This is a genomic window from Marinobacterium sp. NO-S09 (assembly GCF_059179545.1).
The window spans coordinates 2,444,761-2,461,782 of sequence record NZ_CP168954.1; the positions used below are offsets into that span (position 1 = coordinate 2,444,761).

General features: G+C 54.7%; 19 protein-coding genes. 14 read left to right on the forward strand and 5 right to left on the reverse strand.

Annotated features, from left to right (window positions below):
- Window positions 1-11 precede the first annotated feature (11 nt).
- The 4 genes from paaI to paaF are packed head-to-tail and all read right to left on the reverse strand — an operon-like array spanning window position 12 to window position 3,556.
- Complete coding sequence (gene paaI / locus O3C79_RS11280) at window positions 12-467, reverse strand: hydroxyphenylacetyl-CoA thioesterase PaaI (RefSeq protein WP_494383183.1); 456 nt, start codon at window positions 465-467, stop codon at window positions 12-14.
- On the reverse strand, window positions 464-1,975 hold the full coding sequence (gene paaH / locus O3C79_RS11285) for a 3-hydroxyacyl-CoA dehydrogenase PaaH (RefSeq protein WP_494383184.1): 1,512 nt from the start codon (window positions 1,973-1,975) through the stop codon (window positions 464-466). The genes paaI and paaH overlap by 4 nt, the downstream gene beginning before the upstream one ends.
- 2 nt (window positions 1,976-1,977) lie before the next feature.
- Complete coding sequence (gene paaG / locus O3C79_RS11290) at window positions 1,978-2,769, reverse strand: 2-(1,2-epoxy-1,2-dihydrophenyl)acetyl-CoA isomerase PaaG (RefSeq protein WP_076462403.1); 792 nt, start codon at window positions 2,767-2,769, stop codon at window positions 1,978-1,980.
- 4 nt (window positions 2,770-2,773) lie between these two features.
- A complete protein-coding gene (gene paaF / locus O3C79_RS11295) occupies window positions 2,774-3,556 on the reverse strand; it encodes a 2,3-dehydroadipyl-CoA hydratase PaaF (RefSeq protein WP_417532610.1) in 783 nt (260 codons plus the stop codon).
- Between the two features lie 394 nt (window positions 3,557-3,950).
- Between paaF and paaN the strand changes: the two genes are divergently transcribed.
- The 5 genes from paaN to sppA all read left to right on the forward strand — a co-directional run bounded on the left by paaN (window position 3,951) and on the right by sppA (window position 9,044).
- On the forward strand, window positions 3,951-5,621 hold the full coding sequence (gene paaN / locus O3C79_RS11300) for a phenylacetic acid degradation protein PaaN (protein WP_494383185.1): 1,671 nt from the start codon (window positions 3,951-3,953) through the stop codon (window positions 5,619-5,621).
- A 14-nt stretch (window positions 5,622-5,635) separates the two neighbouring features.
- A complete protein-coding gene (locus O3C79_RS11305; protein WP_010324059.1) occupies window positions 5,636-6,421 on the forward strand; it encodes an enoyl-CoA hydratase-related protein in 786 nt (261 codons plus the stop codon).
- Between the two features lie 138 nt (window positions 6,422-6,559).
- Window positions 6,560-7,306, forward strand: coding sequence for an SDR family oxidoreductase (locus tag O3C79_RS11310; protein WP_494383186.1), 747 nt, complete (start codon window positions 6,560-6,562; stop codon window positions 7,304-7,306).
- Window positions 7,307-7,332: 26 nt separating this feature from the next.
- Entirely contained in the window at window positions 7,333-7,992 is a 660-nt protein-coding gene (locus O3C79_RS11315) for an HAD family hydrolase (RefSeq protein WP_494383187.1), read from the forward strand.
- A gap of 14 nt (window positions 7,993-8,006) precedes the next feature.
- Entirely contained in the window at window positions 8,007-9,044 is a 1,038-nt protein-coding gene (sppA, locus tag O3C79_RS11320) for a signal peptide peptidase SppA (protein ID WP_494383188.1), read from the forward strand.
- Here the strand turns inward: sppA and O3C79_RS11325 are convergent, their stop codons facing one another.
- Window positions 9,045-9,632: a Maf family protein gene (locus O3C79_RS11325; RefSeq protein WP_494383189.1), complete on the reverse strand. Its 588-nt coding sequence runs from the start codon at window positions 9,630-9,632 to the stop codon at window positions 9,045-9,047.
- Window positions 9,633-9,758: 126 nt separating this feature from the next.
- Here O3C79_RS11325 and O3C79_RS11330 point away from each other — a divergent pair, with 126 nt between their 5' ends.
- The 9 genes from O3C79_RS11330 (at window position 9,759) to mltG (ending at window position 17,019) form a co-directional block, all read left to right on the forward strand.
- Window positions 9,759-10,280, forward strand: a complete 522-nt coding sequence (locus O3C79_RS11330; RefSeq protein ID WP_494383190.1) for a YceD family protein — start codon at window positions 9,759-9,761, stop codon at window positions 10,278-10,280.
- Between the two features lie 17 nt (window positions 10,281-10,297).
- Window positions 10,298-10,477, forward strand: coding sequence for a 50S ribosomal protein L32 (gene rpmF / locus O3C79_RS11335; protein ID WP_010324065.1), 180 nt, complete (start codon window positions 10,298-10,300; stop codon window positions 10,475-10,477).
- Window positions 10,478-10,479: 2 nt separating this feature from the next.
- Window positions 10,480-11,517: a phosphate acyltransferase PlsX gene (gene plsX, locus O3C79_RS11340; protein WP_494383191.1), complete on the forward strand. Its 1,038-nt coding sequence runs from the start codon at window positions 10,480-10,482 to the stop codon at window positions 11,515-11,517.
- A 162-nt stretch (window positions 11,518-11,679) separates the two neighbouring features.
- The gene (gene fabD / locus O3C79_RS11345; protein ID WP_494383192.1) at window positions 11,680-12,609 is read left to right on the forward strand and encodes an ACP S-malonyltransferase; all 930 of its coding nucleotides are present in this window, start codon (window positions 11,680-11,682) and stop codon (window positions 12,607-12,609) included.
- A gap of 29 nt (window positions 12,610-12,638) precedes the next feature.
- On the forward strand, window positions 12,639-13,382 hold the full coding sequence (gene fabG, locus O3C79_RS11350; protein WP_076462393.1) for a 3-oxoacyl-ACP reductase FabG: 744 nt from the start codon (window positions 12,639-12,641) through the stop codon (window positions 13,380-13,382).
- Window positions 13,383-13,563: 181 nt separating this feature from the next.
- Window positions 13,564-13,797, forward strand: coding sequence for an acyl carrier protein (gene acpP / locus O3C79_RS11355; protein ID WP_010323864.1), 234 nt, complete (start codon window positions 13,564-13,566; stop codon window positions 13,795-13,797).
- 91 nt (window positions 13,798-13,888) lie between these two features.
- Window positions 13,889-15,127 (forward strand): beta-ketoacyl-ACP synthase II, encoded by a 1,239-nt coding sequence (gene fabF / locus O3C79_RS11360; protein WP_494383193.1) that lies wholly within the window; start codon window positions 13,889-13,891, stop codon window positions 15,125-15,127.
- Window positions 15,128-15,163: 36 nt separating this feature from the next.
- Window positions 15,164-15,988 (forward strand): aminodeoxychorismate lyase, encoded by an 825-nt coding sequence (pabC, locus tag O3C79_RS11365; RefSeq protein WP_494383194.1) that lies wholly within the window; start codon window positions 15,164-15,166, stop codon window positions 15,986-15,988.
- Window positions 15,985-17,019 (forward strand): endolytic transglycosylase MltG, encoded by a 1,035-nt coding sequence (mltG, locus tag O3C79_RS11370; protein WP_494383195.1) that lies wholly within the window; start codon window positions 15,985-15,987, stop codon window positions 17,017-17,019. The genes pabC and mltG overlap by 4 nt, the downstream gene beginning before the upstream one ends.
- Window positions 17,020-17,022: the final 3 nt, after the last annotated feature.

Genomic DNA, 17,022 nt, shown 5'->3' on the forward strand with positions numbered 1-17,022 from the left:
TGGGTTTCTCCTCAGGCGGCTGGTTCATCTTCCGGCAGCAGTGTCCCCTTGATCTGGTAGGACTTGCCACGGAAGAGGGCCAGCTCTTCATTGTTCTGGTTAAAGACGGTGATGTCATAAACGCCGGTGCGACCCTTGCGCTGACGTTCTTCTGCAACCGCAGTCAGGGTGTCGTCCAGGAAACCGGGTGCAACAAACTCAATGCTGCAGCCACTGGCTACAGTCACCTTGTTATAGCTATTGCAAGCATGGGCGAACGCCGTATCCGACAGCGTGAAAATGAAACCGCCGTGGCAGATGGCATGGCCATTGAGCATATCTTTGCGGACTTTCATGCTCAGTCGCGCATAACCCGGGCGCGTTTCTTCAATCTGAATATCCAGGCCCTGGGCTGCATAATCATTTTCATGCATGGCGGCACTGGAGGCTTCGGCCAGTTGTTGCGGGTTCATTTCGCTCGCTTTCATGACTGGCGACCTCCGGCAACCTTACGCAGCAGCAGGGGAGACGGGCGGTAACGGTCTTCACCGTAGCTGGCACCCAGGTTGCGCAGAACGTGCAGAATGCGCGCCAGGCCAACTTCACTCGCCCAGCTGATCGGACCGCGCGGGTAGTTCACACCGCCCTGCATGGCGATATCAACGGCTTCTTCGTTGCACACCTGCTGGTTAACCGCATCAAAGCCTTCATTGGCCAGCATGGCCAGCGTACGCATTACCACCATGCCCGGAATGTCATCGATCAGGCTGACCGCTTTGCCAGCAGCCTGGAACAGGCCAACCGCCTTGTTGATAGCAGACTCATCCGCCTTGTCAGCCGGTGCCAGCGCGATACGTGTGGACTGGCTGTAGTCCAGCGCCAGATCGAAATGGATCAGGTTACGGTTGCTCGTTTCGGCGGCACGAACAGTAGTGAATTGACCGTTGGTTAGCATCAGGGTGGCATCACCTATACGGATGCAGCCATCACCTTCAGTGCGTACAACTTCAATGCCTGCTTCTTCGAACAGGGCTACCAGAGACTCGGCAACGCCCAGTTCACCTTCAATGGTCACAGTGTTGGGCTTGTCAGCATCGGCAGCTGTGCTCGGAGCAGGCTTTTCAGCACCTTCACTGTAATCATAGAAGCCTTTTCCGGTCTTGCGGCCAAAGTGACCGGCGTTGACCAGTTCCAGCTGAATCAGGGAAGGCAGGAAGCGCTGATCGTTATAGTAGGCGGCGAATACGGATGAAGTCACCGCGTAGTTCACGTCGTGGCCGATCAGGTCGGTCAGTTCAAACGGACCCATGCGGAAACCACCAGCTTCGCGCAGCAAGGCATCAATGGTGGCCGTGTCAGCTCCGCCTTCCTGGAAGATACGGAAACCTTCAGCATAGAAGGGGCGTGCAACACGGTTAACGATAAAGCCCGGTGTGGACTTGGCGTGTACCGGCTTTTTGCCCCAGCTGGCGGACAGCTCGAAGATTGCGTCAGCAATTTCCGGCTTGGTGTCCAGGCCGCTGATCACTTCAACCAGCTTCATGATCGGTGCCGGGTTGAAGAAGTGCATGCCAACCAGGTTCTGCGGGCGCTTAAGCGTGCTGCCAATGGCCGTAACAGAGATGGAGGAGGTGTTGGTCGCCAGGACGGTCTGCTCGGAGCAGATCTCTTCCAGCTGACCAAAAACGCTCTGTTTAACGTCCAGGCGCTCAACAATCGCTTCGATAACCAGGGCAGCAGGCGCCATCTCTTCCAGAGAGGTGATCACCTTAATGCGGCCAACCAGAGCATCAACATCTTCAGCGGTCATCTTGCCGCGAGCAACCAGCTTCTGCAGGCCCTTGGCCACATTTTCACGGCCACGTGCTGCAGCGCCTTCAGCGGCATCAAACAGGAATACCGGATGGCCAGCCTTGGCGGCCACCTGAGCAATACCTGCGCCCATGGTGCCAGCTCCAATTACGCCGATAACGGATTCATTTGTAAAAATGCTCATGATTACTTGCCTTTGAAAGTGGGCTGACGCTTGTTCATGAAGGCAGAAACGCCTTCACGATAGTCTTCAGTGCGACCGGCCAGGGTTTGCAGGTCACGTTCCAGGTCCAGCTGCTCGTCAAAGCTGTTGTCCCAGCTTGACTGAATGGCACGCTTGATCAGAGCCAGGCCCTTGGTCGGCTGAGTTGCCAGCTGCTTGGCCATGGCCAGCGCTTCGTCTTTCAGCGCTTCATCATCGATGCACTTCCAGATCATGCCCCAGGCCATCGCCTGTTCAGCACTGATTTTGTCACCCAGCATAGACAGGGCCATGGCACGCGCATGACCAACCAGACGCGGCAGCGTCCAGGTACCACCGGAATCCGGCACCAGACCAATTTTGCAGAATGCCTGGATGAAAGACGCAGAACGGGCAGCCAGGACGATGTCACAAGCAAAGGCGATGTTGGCGCCAGCGCCGGCTGCAACACCGTTCACCGCACAGATAACCGGCATTTCCAGCGCCTGCAGGCTGCGGATCAGCGGGTTGTAGTTCTTTTCAATGGACTCGCCCAGGTTCGGCATTTCCGCATTGGGATCAACGTTGCGATCACTCAGGTCCTGGCCGGCACAGAAACCACGGCCATTACCGGTGATCAGCAGGCAGCGAACTTCTTCGCTCTTTTTCGCTTGTTTGATCGCATCACGAACTTCAGCATGCATCTCGGTGTTGAAACTGTTCATCCGGTCAGGACGGTTCAGTGTCAGTACTGCAACGCCGTCAGTAATCTCGAATTCGATTGTTTCGTAAGCCATGGTCTTATTTTCCTGTGAAGTTCGGTTTACGTTTTTCCATGAAAGCCGCAATACCTTCATTACGGTCTTCAGTGGCCGCCAGCAGGGTAAAGGCTTTGCGTTCCAGGCTAAGGCCGCTGTCCAGAGTTGTCTCGTAGGCCTTGAGCAGGACTTCTTTCGCCTGGCGAACAGCAATCGGCGGCTTGGTCGCAATTTTGCGTGCCAGCTCGGTTGCACGTTCCAGAGAACGCTCGGGAATGGTGACTTCGCTGACCAGGCCAAAATCACGGGCCTGTGCAGCAGAAATGAATTCGCCGGACAAGACCAGCTGCATCGCCATGGACTTGCCTACGGTACGCAGCAGGCGCTGAGTGCCACCCGCACCCGGGATGATCCCCAGGTTGATCTCGGGCTGGCCAAACTGGGCATTGTCACCGGCGATAACGATGTCGGCATGCATCACCAGCTCACAACCGCCGCCAAGGGCGAAACCGTTTACAGCTGCGATCAGCGGCTTGGAGAACTGGGCAATACGACGCCAGTGAAGTACACGCGGGTCATTAAGAACACCCACGGCGTCCAGTGCAGCCATCTCCTTGATGTCAGCACCGGCTGCAAACACTTTTTCGTTGCCGGTGATCACCACCGCGCGAACGTCATCATTCTGTGCTGCCTGATCCAGAACCTCGGCCACTTCGCTGAGCAACTGGGTGCGCAATGCGTTGTAGGCTTCAGGACGGTTCAGGGTGATGGTCAGCACACCGCTGGAAATATCGGAGACAAGAATGTCCTGATACTCATGCTGCATAGAAATACCGTTTTAAGTGTTTTGTTATCGTTGTCGCCGTATCATTTTCTGGCCGCTCAGACTTGGACAGTCCCTGATAGGCACTATAATAGGGGCTCAGGCGGTATGGCGCGGAAGCGAGCCAAGCCTTGGCATGGGCCCCTAAAGCTTCGGCAAGGTTAACCCAAAAGACAAAAGAGATACAATATTTAACAGATATATTGTTCTTTTCGTATCACAATGATTGCTGTATCTTGTTGATCATATCGAGATCAATATAGTCGTAAACAAATGAGTACGCCCCGCAAGGGTGCGTCTCGGGCATACAGGCACTGGCCTGGCTGCCATACTCAGACTCCAAACAGAACAAAATCGCGTTGCCTATGAGCAGCGCATAGCACAAGGGAGACACCTGATGAGCGAGAACCTTTTTGCCAAGCACAAAAGCACCCTCGATGGGGCGCTGGCGGCCATCCATAGCCGTGACTACTTCAGCCCCTGGTCCGAGAACCCAAGCCCGCGTGCCTACGGCGAGACAGCCGCTGCTGATGGCGAAGCCGCATTCAAGGCTCACCTGAACAAGCCTTTCGAGCTGGAAATGCCGGGCGTCAGTGGTCGTACGGGTGCTGAAGTCTCCCCCTACGGTATTGAACTGAATGTACAGTACCCGACTGTTGATATGGTCAAGCTGCTGCCGGCGATGGAAGAAACCCGCAAGGCATGGCGTGATCAGGGTGTAGAAGGTCGTACTGGCATCTGCATGGAGATCCTTGATCGCCTTAACAAGCGCAGCTTTGAAATCGCTCACGCTGTAATGCACACCTCTGGCCAGGGTTTCATGATGGCCTTCCAGGCGGGTGGTCCTCACGCTCAGGACCGAGGTCTTGAAGCCGTTGCCTATGGTTACGAAACCATGGCAGGTGTTCCTGCGCAGGCTACCTGGACCAAACCGCAGGGCAAACATGACCCGTTGGTCATGGAGAAGAAATTTACTGCCTGTGGTCGTGGTGTAGGCCTGGTGATCGGTTGTTCCACCTTCCCGACCTGGAACACCTACCCGGGTCTGTTCGCCTCTCTGGTTACCGGTAACCCGGTTGTCGTGAAGGCACACCCGGCTGCTGCACTGCCGGCTGCCATCAGTGTTCAGGTTGCGCAGGAAGTTCTGAAAGAGCAGGGCCTGCCGCCGCACATTGTTTCTCTGTATGTCGATACCGATCCGGCCAAACCTGAAACCATGGAGCTGGCTCAGCGTCCGGAAGTGAAGCTGATCGACTTCACCGGTAACACTGCATTCGGTGACTGGCTGGAACAGAACTGCCCGCAGGCGCAGGTTTATACCGAGAAAGCCGGTGCCAACACCATCGTCATCGACTCTACTGATGACTTCAAAGGCATGGTTCGCAACCTGGCGTTCACGCTGAGCCTGTACTCCGGCCAGATGTGCACCACGACTCAGGACATTTTTGTACCCAAGGACGGTATTGAAACCGATCTGGGCCCCAAGTCCTTCGATGAGGTAGCTGAAGCTATCGCAACCGGCGTGACCAAGTTCCTGTCTGATCCTGATCGTGCCGCCATGGTACTTGGCGCCATCCAGTCTGAAGCGACTGCTCAGCGTATCGAGGACAGCAAAGGTCTTGGCACCGTTGTACGTGATTCTGAAAAACTGACTCACCCGCAGTTTGAAAATGCGCGTGTGCGCAGCCCGCTGATCATGACCATCGATGCCGAGAAAGAAGATGTATGGGGTCAGGAACTGTTTGGCCCGATCAGCTTCATCGTTCGCTCTGACAGCCGCGATCACAGCATCGAACTGGCACGCGATATCGTCAAGAAGCACGGTGCCATCACCATGGGTTGCTACAGCAGCGACGAAGCTCAGATCGAAAAAATCGAAGAAGCCGCACTGGATGCCTGTGTTGCACTGAGTACCAACCTGACCGGCGGTGTGTTCGTCAACCAGAGTGCTGCCTTCAGTGACTTCCATGCTACTGGCGGCAACCCGGCGGCTAATGCTGCACTGTCTGACTACGCCTTCGTGGCCAATCGTTTCCGCTTCGTGCAGAGCCGTCGCCACCCAAAGTGAGTCAGGAGCGCGTAATGAACTTTGAAACCGTACTGGTGGAAGTGCGTGACGCAGTTGGTATCGTCACGCTCAATCGTCCCAAAGCGATGAACGCGCTCAACCTGCAGTTGACGTCTGAGCTGGGGCAGGCAATTGATGCTCTTGAAGCAGACGAAAACGTACGCTGTATCCTGCTCACTGGTGGTGACCAGGTATTTGCGGCCGGTGCTGACATCAAGGAGATGAAGGAACATAACTTTGCCTCCCTGTATGCACTGGATTTCCCGTACGTGAAGCGCGACTGCTGGCGTGCCATTGATGAAGCCCGCACGCCGGTAATTGCTGCGGTGGCAGGCTTTGCACTGGGTGGTGGCTGTGAAATGGCCATGGCGTGCGATTTCATCATTGCCGCTGAAACAGCCAAGTTTGGCCAGCCTGAAATCGGCATCGGCACCATGCCGGGTGCCGGTGGCACTCAGCGCCTGACCAAAGCCGTGGGTAAAGCCAAGGCTATGGAAATGTGTCTGACCGGGCGCATGATGGACGCTGAAGAAGCCGAGCGCAGTGGTCTTGTAGCACGCATTGTTGCTGTTGAAGAGCTGCAGGAGTCCGCATTCAAGACTGCACGCAAGATTGCCTCCAATTCAGCACCCGCTGTTGGCATCATCAAGCAGGCCGTCAATATGGCGGTGAGCGCCAATCTGGCAGACGGGCTCAAGCATGAGCGTTTCGCATTCCAGTCCACATTCGCGTTTGAAGATGCGGCTGAGGGCATGAATGCATTTGCTGAAAAGCGTAAACCCGAGTTCAAGCACCGTTAAATAGTGCGAGTCAGGTGTTCCCGAAAACCGCTGTCGGTCGCGTCAGCGGTTTTTTCGTTCTGGTGGACCCTTTTCTGAGCATGCTTCAGAATAGGCGCCATTCAGATGTGAGTCATAAATACGTTGTTGGATACCTCTATGAAATTCAAAGGTAAACGCGCCTGGGTTACGGGTGCCAGTTCAGGTATTGGCCAGGCCGTCGCGCGTGCGCTGGCAGGTGAGGGCGCTGAAGTTGTGCTTTCCGCCCGTCGCGAAGACCGCTTGCAAAGCCTGGCAGAAGAACTGAAAAAACAGGGAGCGCAAGTTCATATTGAAGCGGTGGACGTTTCAGATCGTGCGGCCATGGAAGCTGTAGCGGAGCGGCTGGGCGCATTGGGCGGTATCGATATCCTTATCAACAATGCCGGCACCATGCCGATCAGCCCGATCATCAATGGCCGCGTTGATGAATGGGATCAAATGATCGATGTGAACATCAAAGGCGTACTTTATGCCATTAATGCCGTCTATTCAGGCATGGCTGAGCGCAAGGCAGGGCATATTGTTAACGTCAGCTCCATTGCGGCGCGCACAACCTACCCCAGTGCAGGAGTCTATGCCGGTACCAAGCATGCCGTGAGAGCGATCTCTGAAACCCTGCGCAAGGAAGCGATCCGCTTTGGTGTGCGGGTTACCGACATTCAGCCGGGCTCCGTGGATACCGAACTGCCTGACAGCATTGGTCACGAAAAAATTCGCGGCATTGTTAAAAGCAACATGTACGGTGAAGATGCTGCCATGCTCAAAGCGGATGACATTGCCAATGCGGTTATCTATGCATTGGAGCAGCCAGAGCATGTGGATGTGGGTGAGCTGCTGATCTGGCCGACACGCCAGGAAAGCTAAGTGTCGCAACTGAAAAGGAGTCCGGCTTGTACAAGCTGCTAATATTTGACTGGGACGGGACAGTAATAGATTCGACCACCCGTATCGCGTCCTGCCTGCGCTCTGCAGCACGGGATCTGGAGCTCCCGATCCCCACCTGGGAAGCGGCCAAGGATATTATCGGCCTTGGTTTGCCTGAGGCGATTGCGAAGCTGTTCCCGGGGGAGGGTGACCACATCATCGATCCCGTTCGTGAACGGTACGGTCACTATTACCTGGGTGCTGACCCGACGCCTGCCGTACTCTTTCCCGGCGTGCAACAAACGCTGGAGAGCCTGAAGAGCAAAGGCTATCGGCTAGCGGTGGCTACCGGTAAAAGCCGCAAGGGGCTTGATCATGTCTTTGCAGAAACCGGGATTGGCAGTCTGTTTGAGTTGTCGCGCTGTGCGGATGAAACCGCATCCAAGCCTGACCCGCTCATGCTGCACGAACTTCTTGAGCAGAGCGGTGTCTCTGCTTCGCAGGCGCTGATGATTGGCGATACAGAGTACGATCTGGAAATGGGGCGTAATGCCAGCATGGATACGTTGGCCGTCAGTTATGGTGCCCATCATATTGACCGCTTGAAGGTATTAAAGCCGGTCGGTGAAATTCACCATTTCCCGGATTTGGAACGCTGGCTCGAACAGCGCAACGGAATCAACTGATACGAGGGATAGATGTGAGTGATGAGCATTGGGGCGTAGAGCCTCCACATAAACAGGAATCCGAGACAGGTCCGTCAGATAAGCCTCAAGGCAAGCCTGTTGAAAAGCCCGGCACGGAACGCGAGTGGCGCCTGATTGAGAAAATGCTTGGCAGCCTGCATGTCGAACATCGACGTGCACGCCGTTGGGGAATTTTCTTCAAACTGCTGACATTCACCTATCTGTTCGCAATTCTGGGTCTTTTCTGGCTGGGTAATGACTTCGATACTGATGATGTCGTGCCGCATCCGCATACCGCACTGGTTGAAGTCAAAGGCCCGATTGCCGATGACGAACAGGCCAATGCCGATGCTCTGGTCACCGCGCTGCGGGAGGCATTTAAAGCGGAACGTAGTCGTGCGGTGATTTTGCGTATCAACAGCCCCGGCGGCAGTCCGGTTCAGTCAGGCTATGTTTATGATGAAATCAAACGTCTGCGCGCGCTTTATCCGGAGAAAAAGGTTTATGCCGTTATAACCGATATCGGCGCATCCGGTGCTTATTATATTGCTGCCGCTGCGGATGAAATATATGCCGATAAAGCAAGCCTGGTTGGCTCCATCGGTGTTATCTCCTCCAGCTTTGGCTTTGTTGAGTTGATCGATAAGCTGGGCGTTGAACGTCGCACGCTTACGGCGGGCGAGAATAAAGCCTTCCTGGATCCCTTTGCGCCGCTGCAGGATCAGGATCGTGAATTCTGGCAGACCGTTCTGGATACCACTCACAAACAGTTTATCGACCAGGTTAAAAAGGGGCGAGGCGATCGTCTGCAGGAAAATGACGAACTGTTTTCCGGCCTGATCTGGACCGGCGAGCAGGCGCTTGAGCTGGGTCTTATCGACGGCCTGGGCAGTAGCTCAATGGTGGCAAGGGATATCGTGGGCGCTGACAAGCTTGTCGACTATACCTCTCGCCCACGACCTATTGATCGGATTATCAAGCAGTTTGGTACTGAGGTAGCGCGGGAACTGGCGTTGCAGTTTGGTGCCCGCGCCGGGTTTAGTCTGCAGTAATCAAAACGGGTGTACGCCCTCCGACTCCAGCATCCTGACCAGCCGAATCAACGGCAAGCCGATCAGGGTGTTGGGGTCATCCCCCTCCAGACGCTCGAACAACACGATACCCGCCCCCTCGGATTTGAAGCTACCGGCACAGTTGTAGGGCTGTTCGTGCCTCAGATAGCCTTCAATCATCTGCTCTGTCAGTTCACGAAAGTGCACGTGAAAGGGCACGACTTCCGTTTGCGCGTTTCCAGTTGCACTGTTGAGCAGCGTCAGACCCGTCAAAAAGGTGAAGCTTCGACCAGATGCTGCCCTTAGTTGCTCAACAGCACGCTCATGAGTACCCGGTTTGCCGATAATGCGGTCATCCAGCACCGCAACCTGATCGGAACCAATGATCAAAACATCTTCATGTGTTTCCGCTTCAGCGACTTTTTTCGCCTTTTCAAGCGAGAGGCGGCTAACAAGATCAGCGGGGGATTCATCAAAGAGAGCTGTTTCGTCGATATCTGGATGCCGGGTGCGATAGGGCAACCCCAGCTTATCCAGTACATCTCGACGCCAGGGTGAGCTGGAGGCCAGCACTATATTCGGCAACATATCGACTCCTTTTAATATGAAGTAGGGAGTAATGAAAAGGTTCTGATATAATAGGCGCCTCAAATATTCCGTTAAACCCCTATTTCCTTTGACAGATAGGGGTTCTAACCCTAGAATTGCGCGCTTATGTCGTACGGTCCATTACCGAAAAAAATTGAACCTCGCAAACTGGCTGAGTGGGAAACGGCACTTGCCGGTACGGCTACTATCGCAGCCATGCCACGATTGGCTTCCAACCTCGTTACTGACGAGGGTGTTGTAGATGTCGATCTTCAGTTTGCGAAAGATGAACAGAACCTGTGCATCCTGACTGGTCATGCGCACGGCAGTGTCTTAATGACATGCCAGCGCTGTCTTGAGCCGGTTAAAGTAGACGTTAACGCCGAGTTCAATCTCGCGGTAGCGCTGACGGATGAGCAAGCGAAGCATCTGCCCCGTAGCTATGATCCTTTGATCATTGAAACGGATGAGATTGAACTGCTACCAGTCATCGAGGACGAGCTGATGCTGAGTCTGCCGCTGGTTCCGTATCACGATGATTGCAGTATTCAAACCTCGTTCGGTGACGCGGAAACGGCCCGGACGCAGGAAGAAAAACCCAACCCCTTTAGTGTATTGGCCCAGCTTAAAAAGGCCGATAAGAGTTAAACCAGGAGCTATTTACCATGGCAGTACAGCAGAACAAAAAGTCCCGTTCAAAGCGTGATATGCGTCGCTCTCACGATGCACTGGGCAACCCGACTCTGGCTGTTGACGCAACTACCGGTGAAACCCACCGTCGTCACCACGTCAGCGCTGACGGTTTCTACCGTGGCCGTCAGGTCGTAGCCAAAGGCGACGAGTAAGCTTGACCGCAGGGTATCGCATTGCGGTTGATGCGATGGGCGGGGACCATGGTCCCCGTGTTACCGTATTGGCCGCCATCGATGCCCTGTCTCGCCACCCCGACCTTGAAATACTGCTGTTTGGTCAACAGTCCTCCCTTGAGCCTTTCCTGGCACGCCACCCTGACAATCTGATTCGACGTCTTCATCTTGTTCATGCCGACTCTGTTGTGGCCATGGATGAAAGACCATCCTTTGCATTACGCCGTCGCCGCGATTCCTCCATGTACATGGCTCTGGAAGCTGTTGCCAAGGGCGAGGCTCAGGCATGCATCAGCGCGGGCAATACCGGTGCCTTGATGGCCATGGGGCGCACCTGCTTGCAGACACTGCCCGGCATTGATCGTCCAGCGATCACCACGGCTATTCCCACGCTCAAAGGCCATTCCTACATGCTTGATTTGGGGGCCAATGTGGACTGCTCCTCCGAGCATTTGTTGCAGTTCGCCATTATGGGGTCGGTTATGCTCCAGGCCGTTGAGCAGATCAGTCAGCCAACCGTTGGCTTGTTGAACATCGGCGCCGAAGAGATCAAGGGTAACGAGCAGGTCAGACTGGCGTCGCGCCTGTTGTCAGAGGAGCCCGGTCTTAACTATGTCGGTTTTATCGAAGGCGATGGCGTATTTTCCGGTAAGGTAGACCTGGTTGTCTGTGACGGTTTTGTTGGCAATATCGCCCTGAAAAGCAGTGAAGGCCTGGCCCGCCTGGTAAGCCGCAAGGTACGCAGAAGCTTTAGCCAGAGCCTGTACCGCCGTTTGCTGGCTTTTCTGGCACGGCCGATATTGAAGGATCTTCAGGAACAACTGGACCCAAGCCGCAGAAATGGAGCCAGCCTGCTAGGTCTGCAGGGGATAGTGGTCAAGAGTCACGGCGGCGCCAATCGCAAGTGTTTCGGTCATGCCATCGATCAGGCAATTAGTGAAGCGGAAATGAATATTCCCGCTTTAATCAGCGATCACCTGGAACAACATCTACCTCGCTCTGGTTCTGTTCAGAATTAATCTTCGGTTTATCTTTCTGCCGGTTTTTAATACAGGTTTGTTTCCTTTACGTCCTGCATAAAAGCCTCCAATCTTCTATTTGCCCCCGAATGTTGTACACTAGCGGCCTTTAACCTGAGCGTTTCGCCAGGCTCAAAGTCACACGTAGAATATGGGGAAACCATGTCGCAGACGCTTGCTTTCGTTTTTCCTGGTCAGGGTTCACAGCAGCTGGGTATGCTCTCTGAGCTGGCCAGTGCCAATCCGATCATCGAGCAAACTTTTGCCGAAGCATCCGAAGCTCTGGGCTTCGATTTGTGGGCCATGTGCCAGGATGGACCAGAAGAGTCCCTCAACAGCACTGAAAATACCCAGCCTGCGCTGCTAACCGCCGGTGTGGCTCTGTGGCGCCTCTGGCAGGAGCAGGGTGGTGCTGCGCCTGTCGTTATGTCGGGCCACAGCCTGGGTGAATACACGGCTCTCGTGTGCGCCGGCGCAATGTCGCTGGCAGATGGTGTAAAGCTGGTGAAGCTGCGTGGTGAAGCCATGCAGGCTGCAGTACCGGCTGGCACAGGCGCCATGGCGGCAATCCTGGGACTGGCAGATGACGCTATCGAAGCAGCCTGCGAAGAAGCTGCCGAGGGTGCAGTTGTTTCTCCTGTGAACTATAACTGTCCTGGACAGGTTGTGATTGCAGGTGAAAAAGCGGCCGTAGAGCGTGGCATTGAGGCCTGTAAGGCTGCCGGCGCCAAACGTGCTGTGCCACTGCCGGTGAGCGTTCCTTCTCACTGCGCCCTGATGCAGCCGGCCGCAGAGCGCCTTGAAGCGGCTCTGGCCGATATCGAACTGAGCATGCCTGCTATCCCGGTAGTACAAAATGTATCGGCCGAGCAGGCAGCAGACCTGGCAACCTTGAAACAGAATCTGGTTGCCCAGCTTTACAGCCCTGTCCTTTGGACGCGTTGCGTACAGCAGATGGCAGGCAAAGGGGTAAATACCCTGATTGAATGTGGCCCTGGCAAGGTACTGACAGGCCTCAATAAGAAGATCGACCGTTCCCTGACGGGAATCTCCATCAGTGAACCGGCTGGGCTGGAAAAGGCCCTTAGCTGAAATTTTTCAGGACGTTAGGAACAACTTTCATGAGTATTGAAGGCAAAGTTGCACTGGTTACCGGCGCAACCCGAGGAATTGGTAAGGCGATTGCTTCGAACCTGGCCGCTCAGGGCGCTGTCGTAATTGGTACCGCTACCAGCGAAAAGGGCGCCGAAACAATCTCGGCATACCTGGCTGAGGCCGGCAACAAAGGCACTGGTATGGTGCTGGATGTGGCTGATTCCGCATCTGTTGAAACCGTGCTGAAGGCTGTTCAGGCTGATTTCGGTACGGTTGAGATCCTGGTGAACAATGCCGGTATCACCCGTGACAACATCCTGATGCGGATGAAGGAAGATGAGTGGGATGGTGTAATCAACACCAACCTGAACTCCATGTATCGTCTGGTAAAAGGCTGCCTTCGCGGCATGACCAAGGCACGCTGGGGTCGTATCATCAGCGTCAGCTCCGTGGTGGCATCCATGGGTAACGCGGGGCAGTCCAACTACGCCGCAGCCAAATCCGGTATGGAAGGCTTTACACGCGCTCTGGCGCGCGAAGTGGGCTCTCGCAACATTTCGGTTAACTGTGTTGCACCTGGCTTCATAGATACCGATATGACCTCTGGTCTGGCAGATGAGCACAAGGAAAACCTGCAGGCGCAGATTCCGATGAACCGTCTTGGTCAGCCGGAAGAAGTGGCAGCAGTTGTTGGTTTTCTGGCCAGTGATGGTGGTGCTTATGTCACCGGTGATACCATTCACGTGAACGGTGGTATGTACATGTCCTGATCAAGGACAAAATCCGGCGAAAGAAAATTTGTTTTTTTCGTCGGATTGTTGATAATTGGCCGTCAGTTGACGGAGATACAATTCCAAACCGTCACACTTGTTGCCAGAGCGTAATGGGTTTTCTAAAATTCCATCTCGCATCCTGCGATGTGATGGTACTGAAGAGATAATAGGAAGAGATATGAGTAACATTGAAGAGCGCGTAAAAAAGATCATCGCTGAACAGCTGGGCGTCAAAGAAGAAGAAGTTGTTAACTCCGCTTCCTTTGTCGAAGATCTGGGCGCCGATTCCCTGGACACTGTTGAGCTGGTAATGGCTCTGGAAGAGGAATTCGAAACTGAGATTCCTGATGAAGAAGCTGAAAAAATCACCACCGTTCAGCTCGCGATCGATTACATCAACGCTCATCAGTAATCAATCCCGACAGAATTAGTCGAAAAGCCGCATCTATATGCGAATATAGTGCGGCTTTTCTTTTATCAGGCCTCTAGACTGGAGGAATAGGATGTCTCGCAGAAAAGTGGTTGTAACCGGACTGGGTTTGCTTACACCTGTAGGTAATACCGTGAAGGACACCTGGGACAATATCCTTGCCGGTAAAAGCGGCGCAGCATCTATCGATTTCTTCGATGCCTCTCAGTTCGCAACGCGCTTCTCTGCATCGGTCAAGGACTTCTCTCTTGAGCCGTACATGAGTGCCAAAGAAGCACGCAAAATGGATCTCTTTATTCAATACGGTATGGCTGCGGCCGCTCAGGCCATTGAAGATGCCGGTATTGAAGCGACTGAATCCAATGCGCACCGCATTGGTTGCGCAATCGGATCTGGCATCGGTGGCCTGCCGATGATTGAGAAGACCCACGATACACTGAACAATTCCGGGCCTCGTCGCGTTTCACCTTTCTTTGTTCCGGGCAGCATCATCAACATGATCTCCGGAAACGTGGCAATCAAATATGGCCTGCGCGGACCTAACATCGCGATTACCACGGCTTGCACCAGTGGTACGCACAACATTGGCCACGCCATGCGCATGATCCAGTACGGAGATGCGGATGTCATGGTGGCCGGTGGCGCTGAAATGGCGACCACTCCGCTTGGGCTGGCAGGTTTCTCTGCTGCACGAGCACTTTCGACGCGTAATGATGACCCGACAGCGGCCAGCCGCCCCTGGGATCGCGACCGTGATGGTTTCGTTCTGGGTGATGGGGCAGGTGTGCTGATTCTGGAAGAATACGAGCACGCTAAAGCACGTGGCGCTCATATCTATTGTGAGCTGTCCGGCTTCGGCATGTCTGATGACGCCTTCCATATGACGGCACCGCCTGAAGATGGCGCCGGCGCAGCCTTGTCCATGCAGAATGCCGTGAACGATGCTGCGATCGATCCGGGTCGCATCCATTACATCAACGCCCACGGCACATCCACGCCGGCAGGCGATATCGCCGAGTCCAACGCTGCCAAGCGTGTACTGGGCAGTGCTGCCGACCAGGTTCGCATGAGCTCAACCAAATCCATGATCGGCCACCTGCTGGGTGCTGCCGGCGCGGTTGAAGCTGCGTTCTGTGTGCTGGCTCTGCGTGATCAGGTGGCACCGCCAACCATCAACCTGGACAACCCCTCAGAAGGCTGCGACCTCAACTATGTGGCGCACACCTCTCAGGAGTGCAAGATTGATGCGACAATGTCCAACTCCTTCGGCTTTGGCGGTACCAACGGTACGCTGATTTTCAACCGAAGCTGAGGTAAGAGGAGGCGCTAGCGCCTCCTTCTGTTTCCGATGTCGACCTCAACCCTGATCAACGGCCTGCCTGCTTCGGCGATTCCTGTTTCGGATCGTGGTTTGGCATATGGGCAGGGTCTGTTCGAAACCATTCTGGTAAGTTCTGGCCAACCCGCATTACTCCATGCCCACTTTGATCGTCTGCTGCAAGGCTGTCAGCGATTGGGCATTCCTGATCAAGGGCTTATGGACGCCCTGCAAGCCGATATCGCCGGGCTGAGCTTGCCAGCGGGTGATGCTGTTCTCAAGCTTATTGTGACTGCGGGAAGTGGTGGCCGTGGTTACCTTACGCCAAGCCCTGCCAACCCCAGCCGCATCGTCACGCTTTCGCCCATGCCGGCATACCCGGATCAGCCTGAAATGGGTATAGATGTGTGCTGGTGTGAAACACGGCTTGCGGTTCAGCCTGCCCTGAGTGGTATCAAGCATCTGAACCGTCTTGAGCAGGTGTTGGCCCGTGAAGAGTGGCGAAACACAAATTGTCGCGAAGGGCTGGTATCAGATACCCGCGGCTTTGTGATTGAAGGCACGATGAGCAATCTTTTTTTCGTGTCCGAAGGCTGCCTGCACACCCCCGACCTGTCCGGCAGCGGTATCAATGGTATTATGCGGCGCCAGATCATTGCCCAGGCTGATGCCTGGGGTGTCCAGGTCCATATTGGTGATTTTTGCCCCGAACAGGTAATGGCTGCTGACGAACTGTTTCTCTGCAACAGCCTGAATGGCATCTGGCCAATTACCAACTTGGGCGAGCAGGAATACCCGCTGGGACATATGACGCTTCGCCTGCAATCCTTGCAGCTACAACGGAAGGTAAAATGATTAAAAAGCTGCTGCTGTTGCTAACCCTGCTTATTGTGCTGGTTGCTGCTCTGGGATGGGGCGGCTATCAGCTGCATCAGGAAAAAATGAGTGCCCAGCTGCCGATTGAGCAGTCCAGGCAACTACACGTCGATGCCGGAACCTGGTTCCGCAAATTTGCCCAGCAACTCAATGATGAAGGGCTCATCGACAGTCCTCTGTGGCTACGTCTCGAAGCCCGCCTGAACCCTTCGGTAACCGCCATTAAAGCCGGTGAGTATCAGATTGAGCCCGGCATGTCGGTGCGCGACCTGCTTGATCGGGTGGTTGCGGGTGAGACCATCAGTTACAGCTTCACACTGGTTGAAGGGATGACGTTCAAGCAGTTGCGCCAACGCCTTTTGGCAGATGACCGTCTGGAGCACACACTGGATGCGCTTGATGAAAAAGCACTGTTGAAAGAATTGAATTCGGATCTGCCGGCCCTTGAAGGACTGTTCCTGGCCGAAACTTATCAATTTGAACGCGGCACCAGTGATGTCGACCTGCTACAGCGGGCTTACGCCGATTTGCAGGAAGTACTGGCCGAAGCCTGGGAGTCACGTAAACCTGAGCTGCCTTATGATACGGCCTATGAGGCCCTGATCATGGCATCCATTATTGAAAAGGAAACCGGTGTTCCTCGTGAGCGCCCCCAGATCGCCGGGGTCTTTGTCCGTCGTCTAGAGCGTGGCATGCGCCTGCAGACTGACCCCACAGTCATCTACGGTATGGGCGACCGTTACCAGGGCAATATTACACGTGCGGATTTGCGCCGACCGACACCCTGGAATACTTATGTAATCAACGGCTTGCCGCCAACACCTATCGCACTGGTGGGGCGCGAAGCCATCGAGGCAGCCATGAACCCGGCACCGGGCAAGGCACTGTATTTTGTTGCCAAGGGCGATGGCACCCACCAGTTTTCCAATACATTGCGCGAACATAACAACGCCGTACGCCGCTATCAGTTGAGCCGGCGCAGCGATTATCGTTCGTCACCAGAAGAGTAAGAA

Bases quoted from the DNA above. Each gene is read 5' to 3' on its own strand.
- fabG (WP_076462393.1), top strand. From the start codon at position 12,639: ATGAGTATTGAAGGCAAAGTTGCACTGGTTACCGGCGCAACCCGAGGA.
- O3C79_RS11325 (WP_494383189.1), bottom strand. From the start codon at position 9,632: ATGTTGCCGAATATAGTGCTGGCCTCCAGCTCACCCTGGCGTCGAGAT.
- paaI (WP_494383183.1), bottom strand. From the start codon at position 467: ATGAAAGCGAGCGAAATGAACCCGCAACAACTGGCCGAAGCCTCCAGT.
- paaH (WP_494383184.1), bottom strand. From the start codon at position 1,975: ATGAGCATTTTTACAAATGAATCCGTTATCGGCGTAATTGGAGCTGGC.
- pabC (WP_494383194.1), top strand. From the start codon at position 15,164: ATGTCGACCTCAACCCTGATCAACGGCCTGCCTGCTTCGGCGATTCCT.
- fabD (WP_494383192.1), top strand. From the start codon at position 11,680: ATGTCGCAGACGCTTGCTTTCGTTTTTCCTGGTCAGGGTTCACAGCAG.
- O3C79_RS11305 (WP_010324059.1), top strand. From the start codon at position 5,636: ATGAACTTTGAAACCGTACTGGTGGAAGTGCGTGACGCAGTTGGTATC.
- rpmF (WP_010324065.1), top strand. From the start codon at position 10,298: ATGGCAGTACAGCAGAACAAAAAGTCCCGTTCAAAGCGTGATATGCGT.
- mltG (WP_494383195.1), top strand. From the start codon at position 15,985: ATGATTAAAAAGCTGCTGCTGTTGCTAACCCTGCTTATTGTGCTGGTT.
- O3C79_RS11310 (WP_494383186.1), top strand. From the start codon at position 6,560: ATGAAATTCAAAGGTAAACGCGCCTGGGTTACGGGTGCCAGTTCAGGT.
- acpP (WP_010323864.1), top strand. From the start codon at position 13,564: ATGAGTAACATTGAAGAGCGCGTAAAAAAGATCATCGCTGAACAGCTG.
- paaN (WP_494383185.1), top strand. From the start codon at position 3,951: ATGAGCGAGAACCTTTTTGCCAAGCACAAAAGCACCCTCGATGGGGCG.
- paaG (WP_076462403.1), bottom strand. From the start codon at position 2,769: ATGGCTTACGAAACAATCGAATTCGAGATTACTGACGGCGTTGCAGTA.
- fabF (WP_494383193.1), top strand. From the start codon at position 13,889: ATGTCTCGCAGAAAAGTGGTTGTAACCGGACTGGGTTTGCTTACACCT.
- O3C79_RS11330 (WP_494383190.1), top strand. From the start codon at position 9,759: ATGTCGTACGGTCCATTACCGAAAAAAATTGAACCTCGCAAACTGGCT.
- paaF (WP_417532610.1), bottom strand. From the start codon at position 3,556: ATGCAGCATGAGTATCAGGACATTCTTGTCTCCGATATTTCCAGCGGT.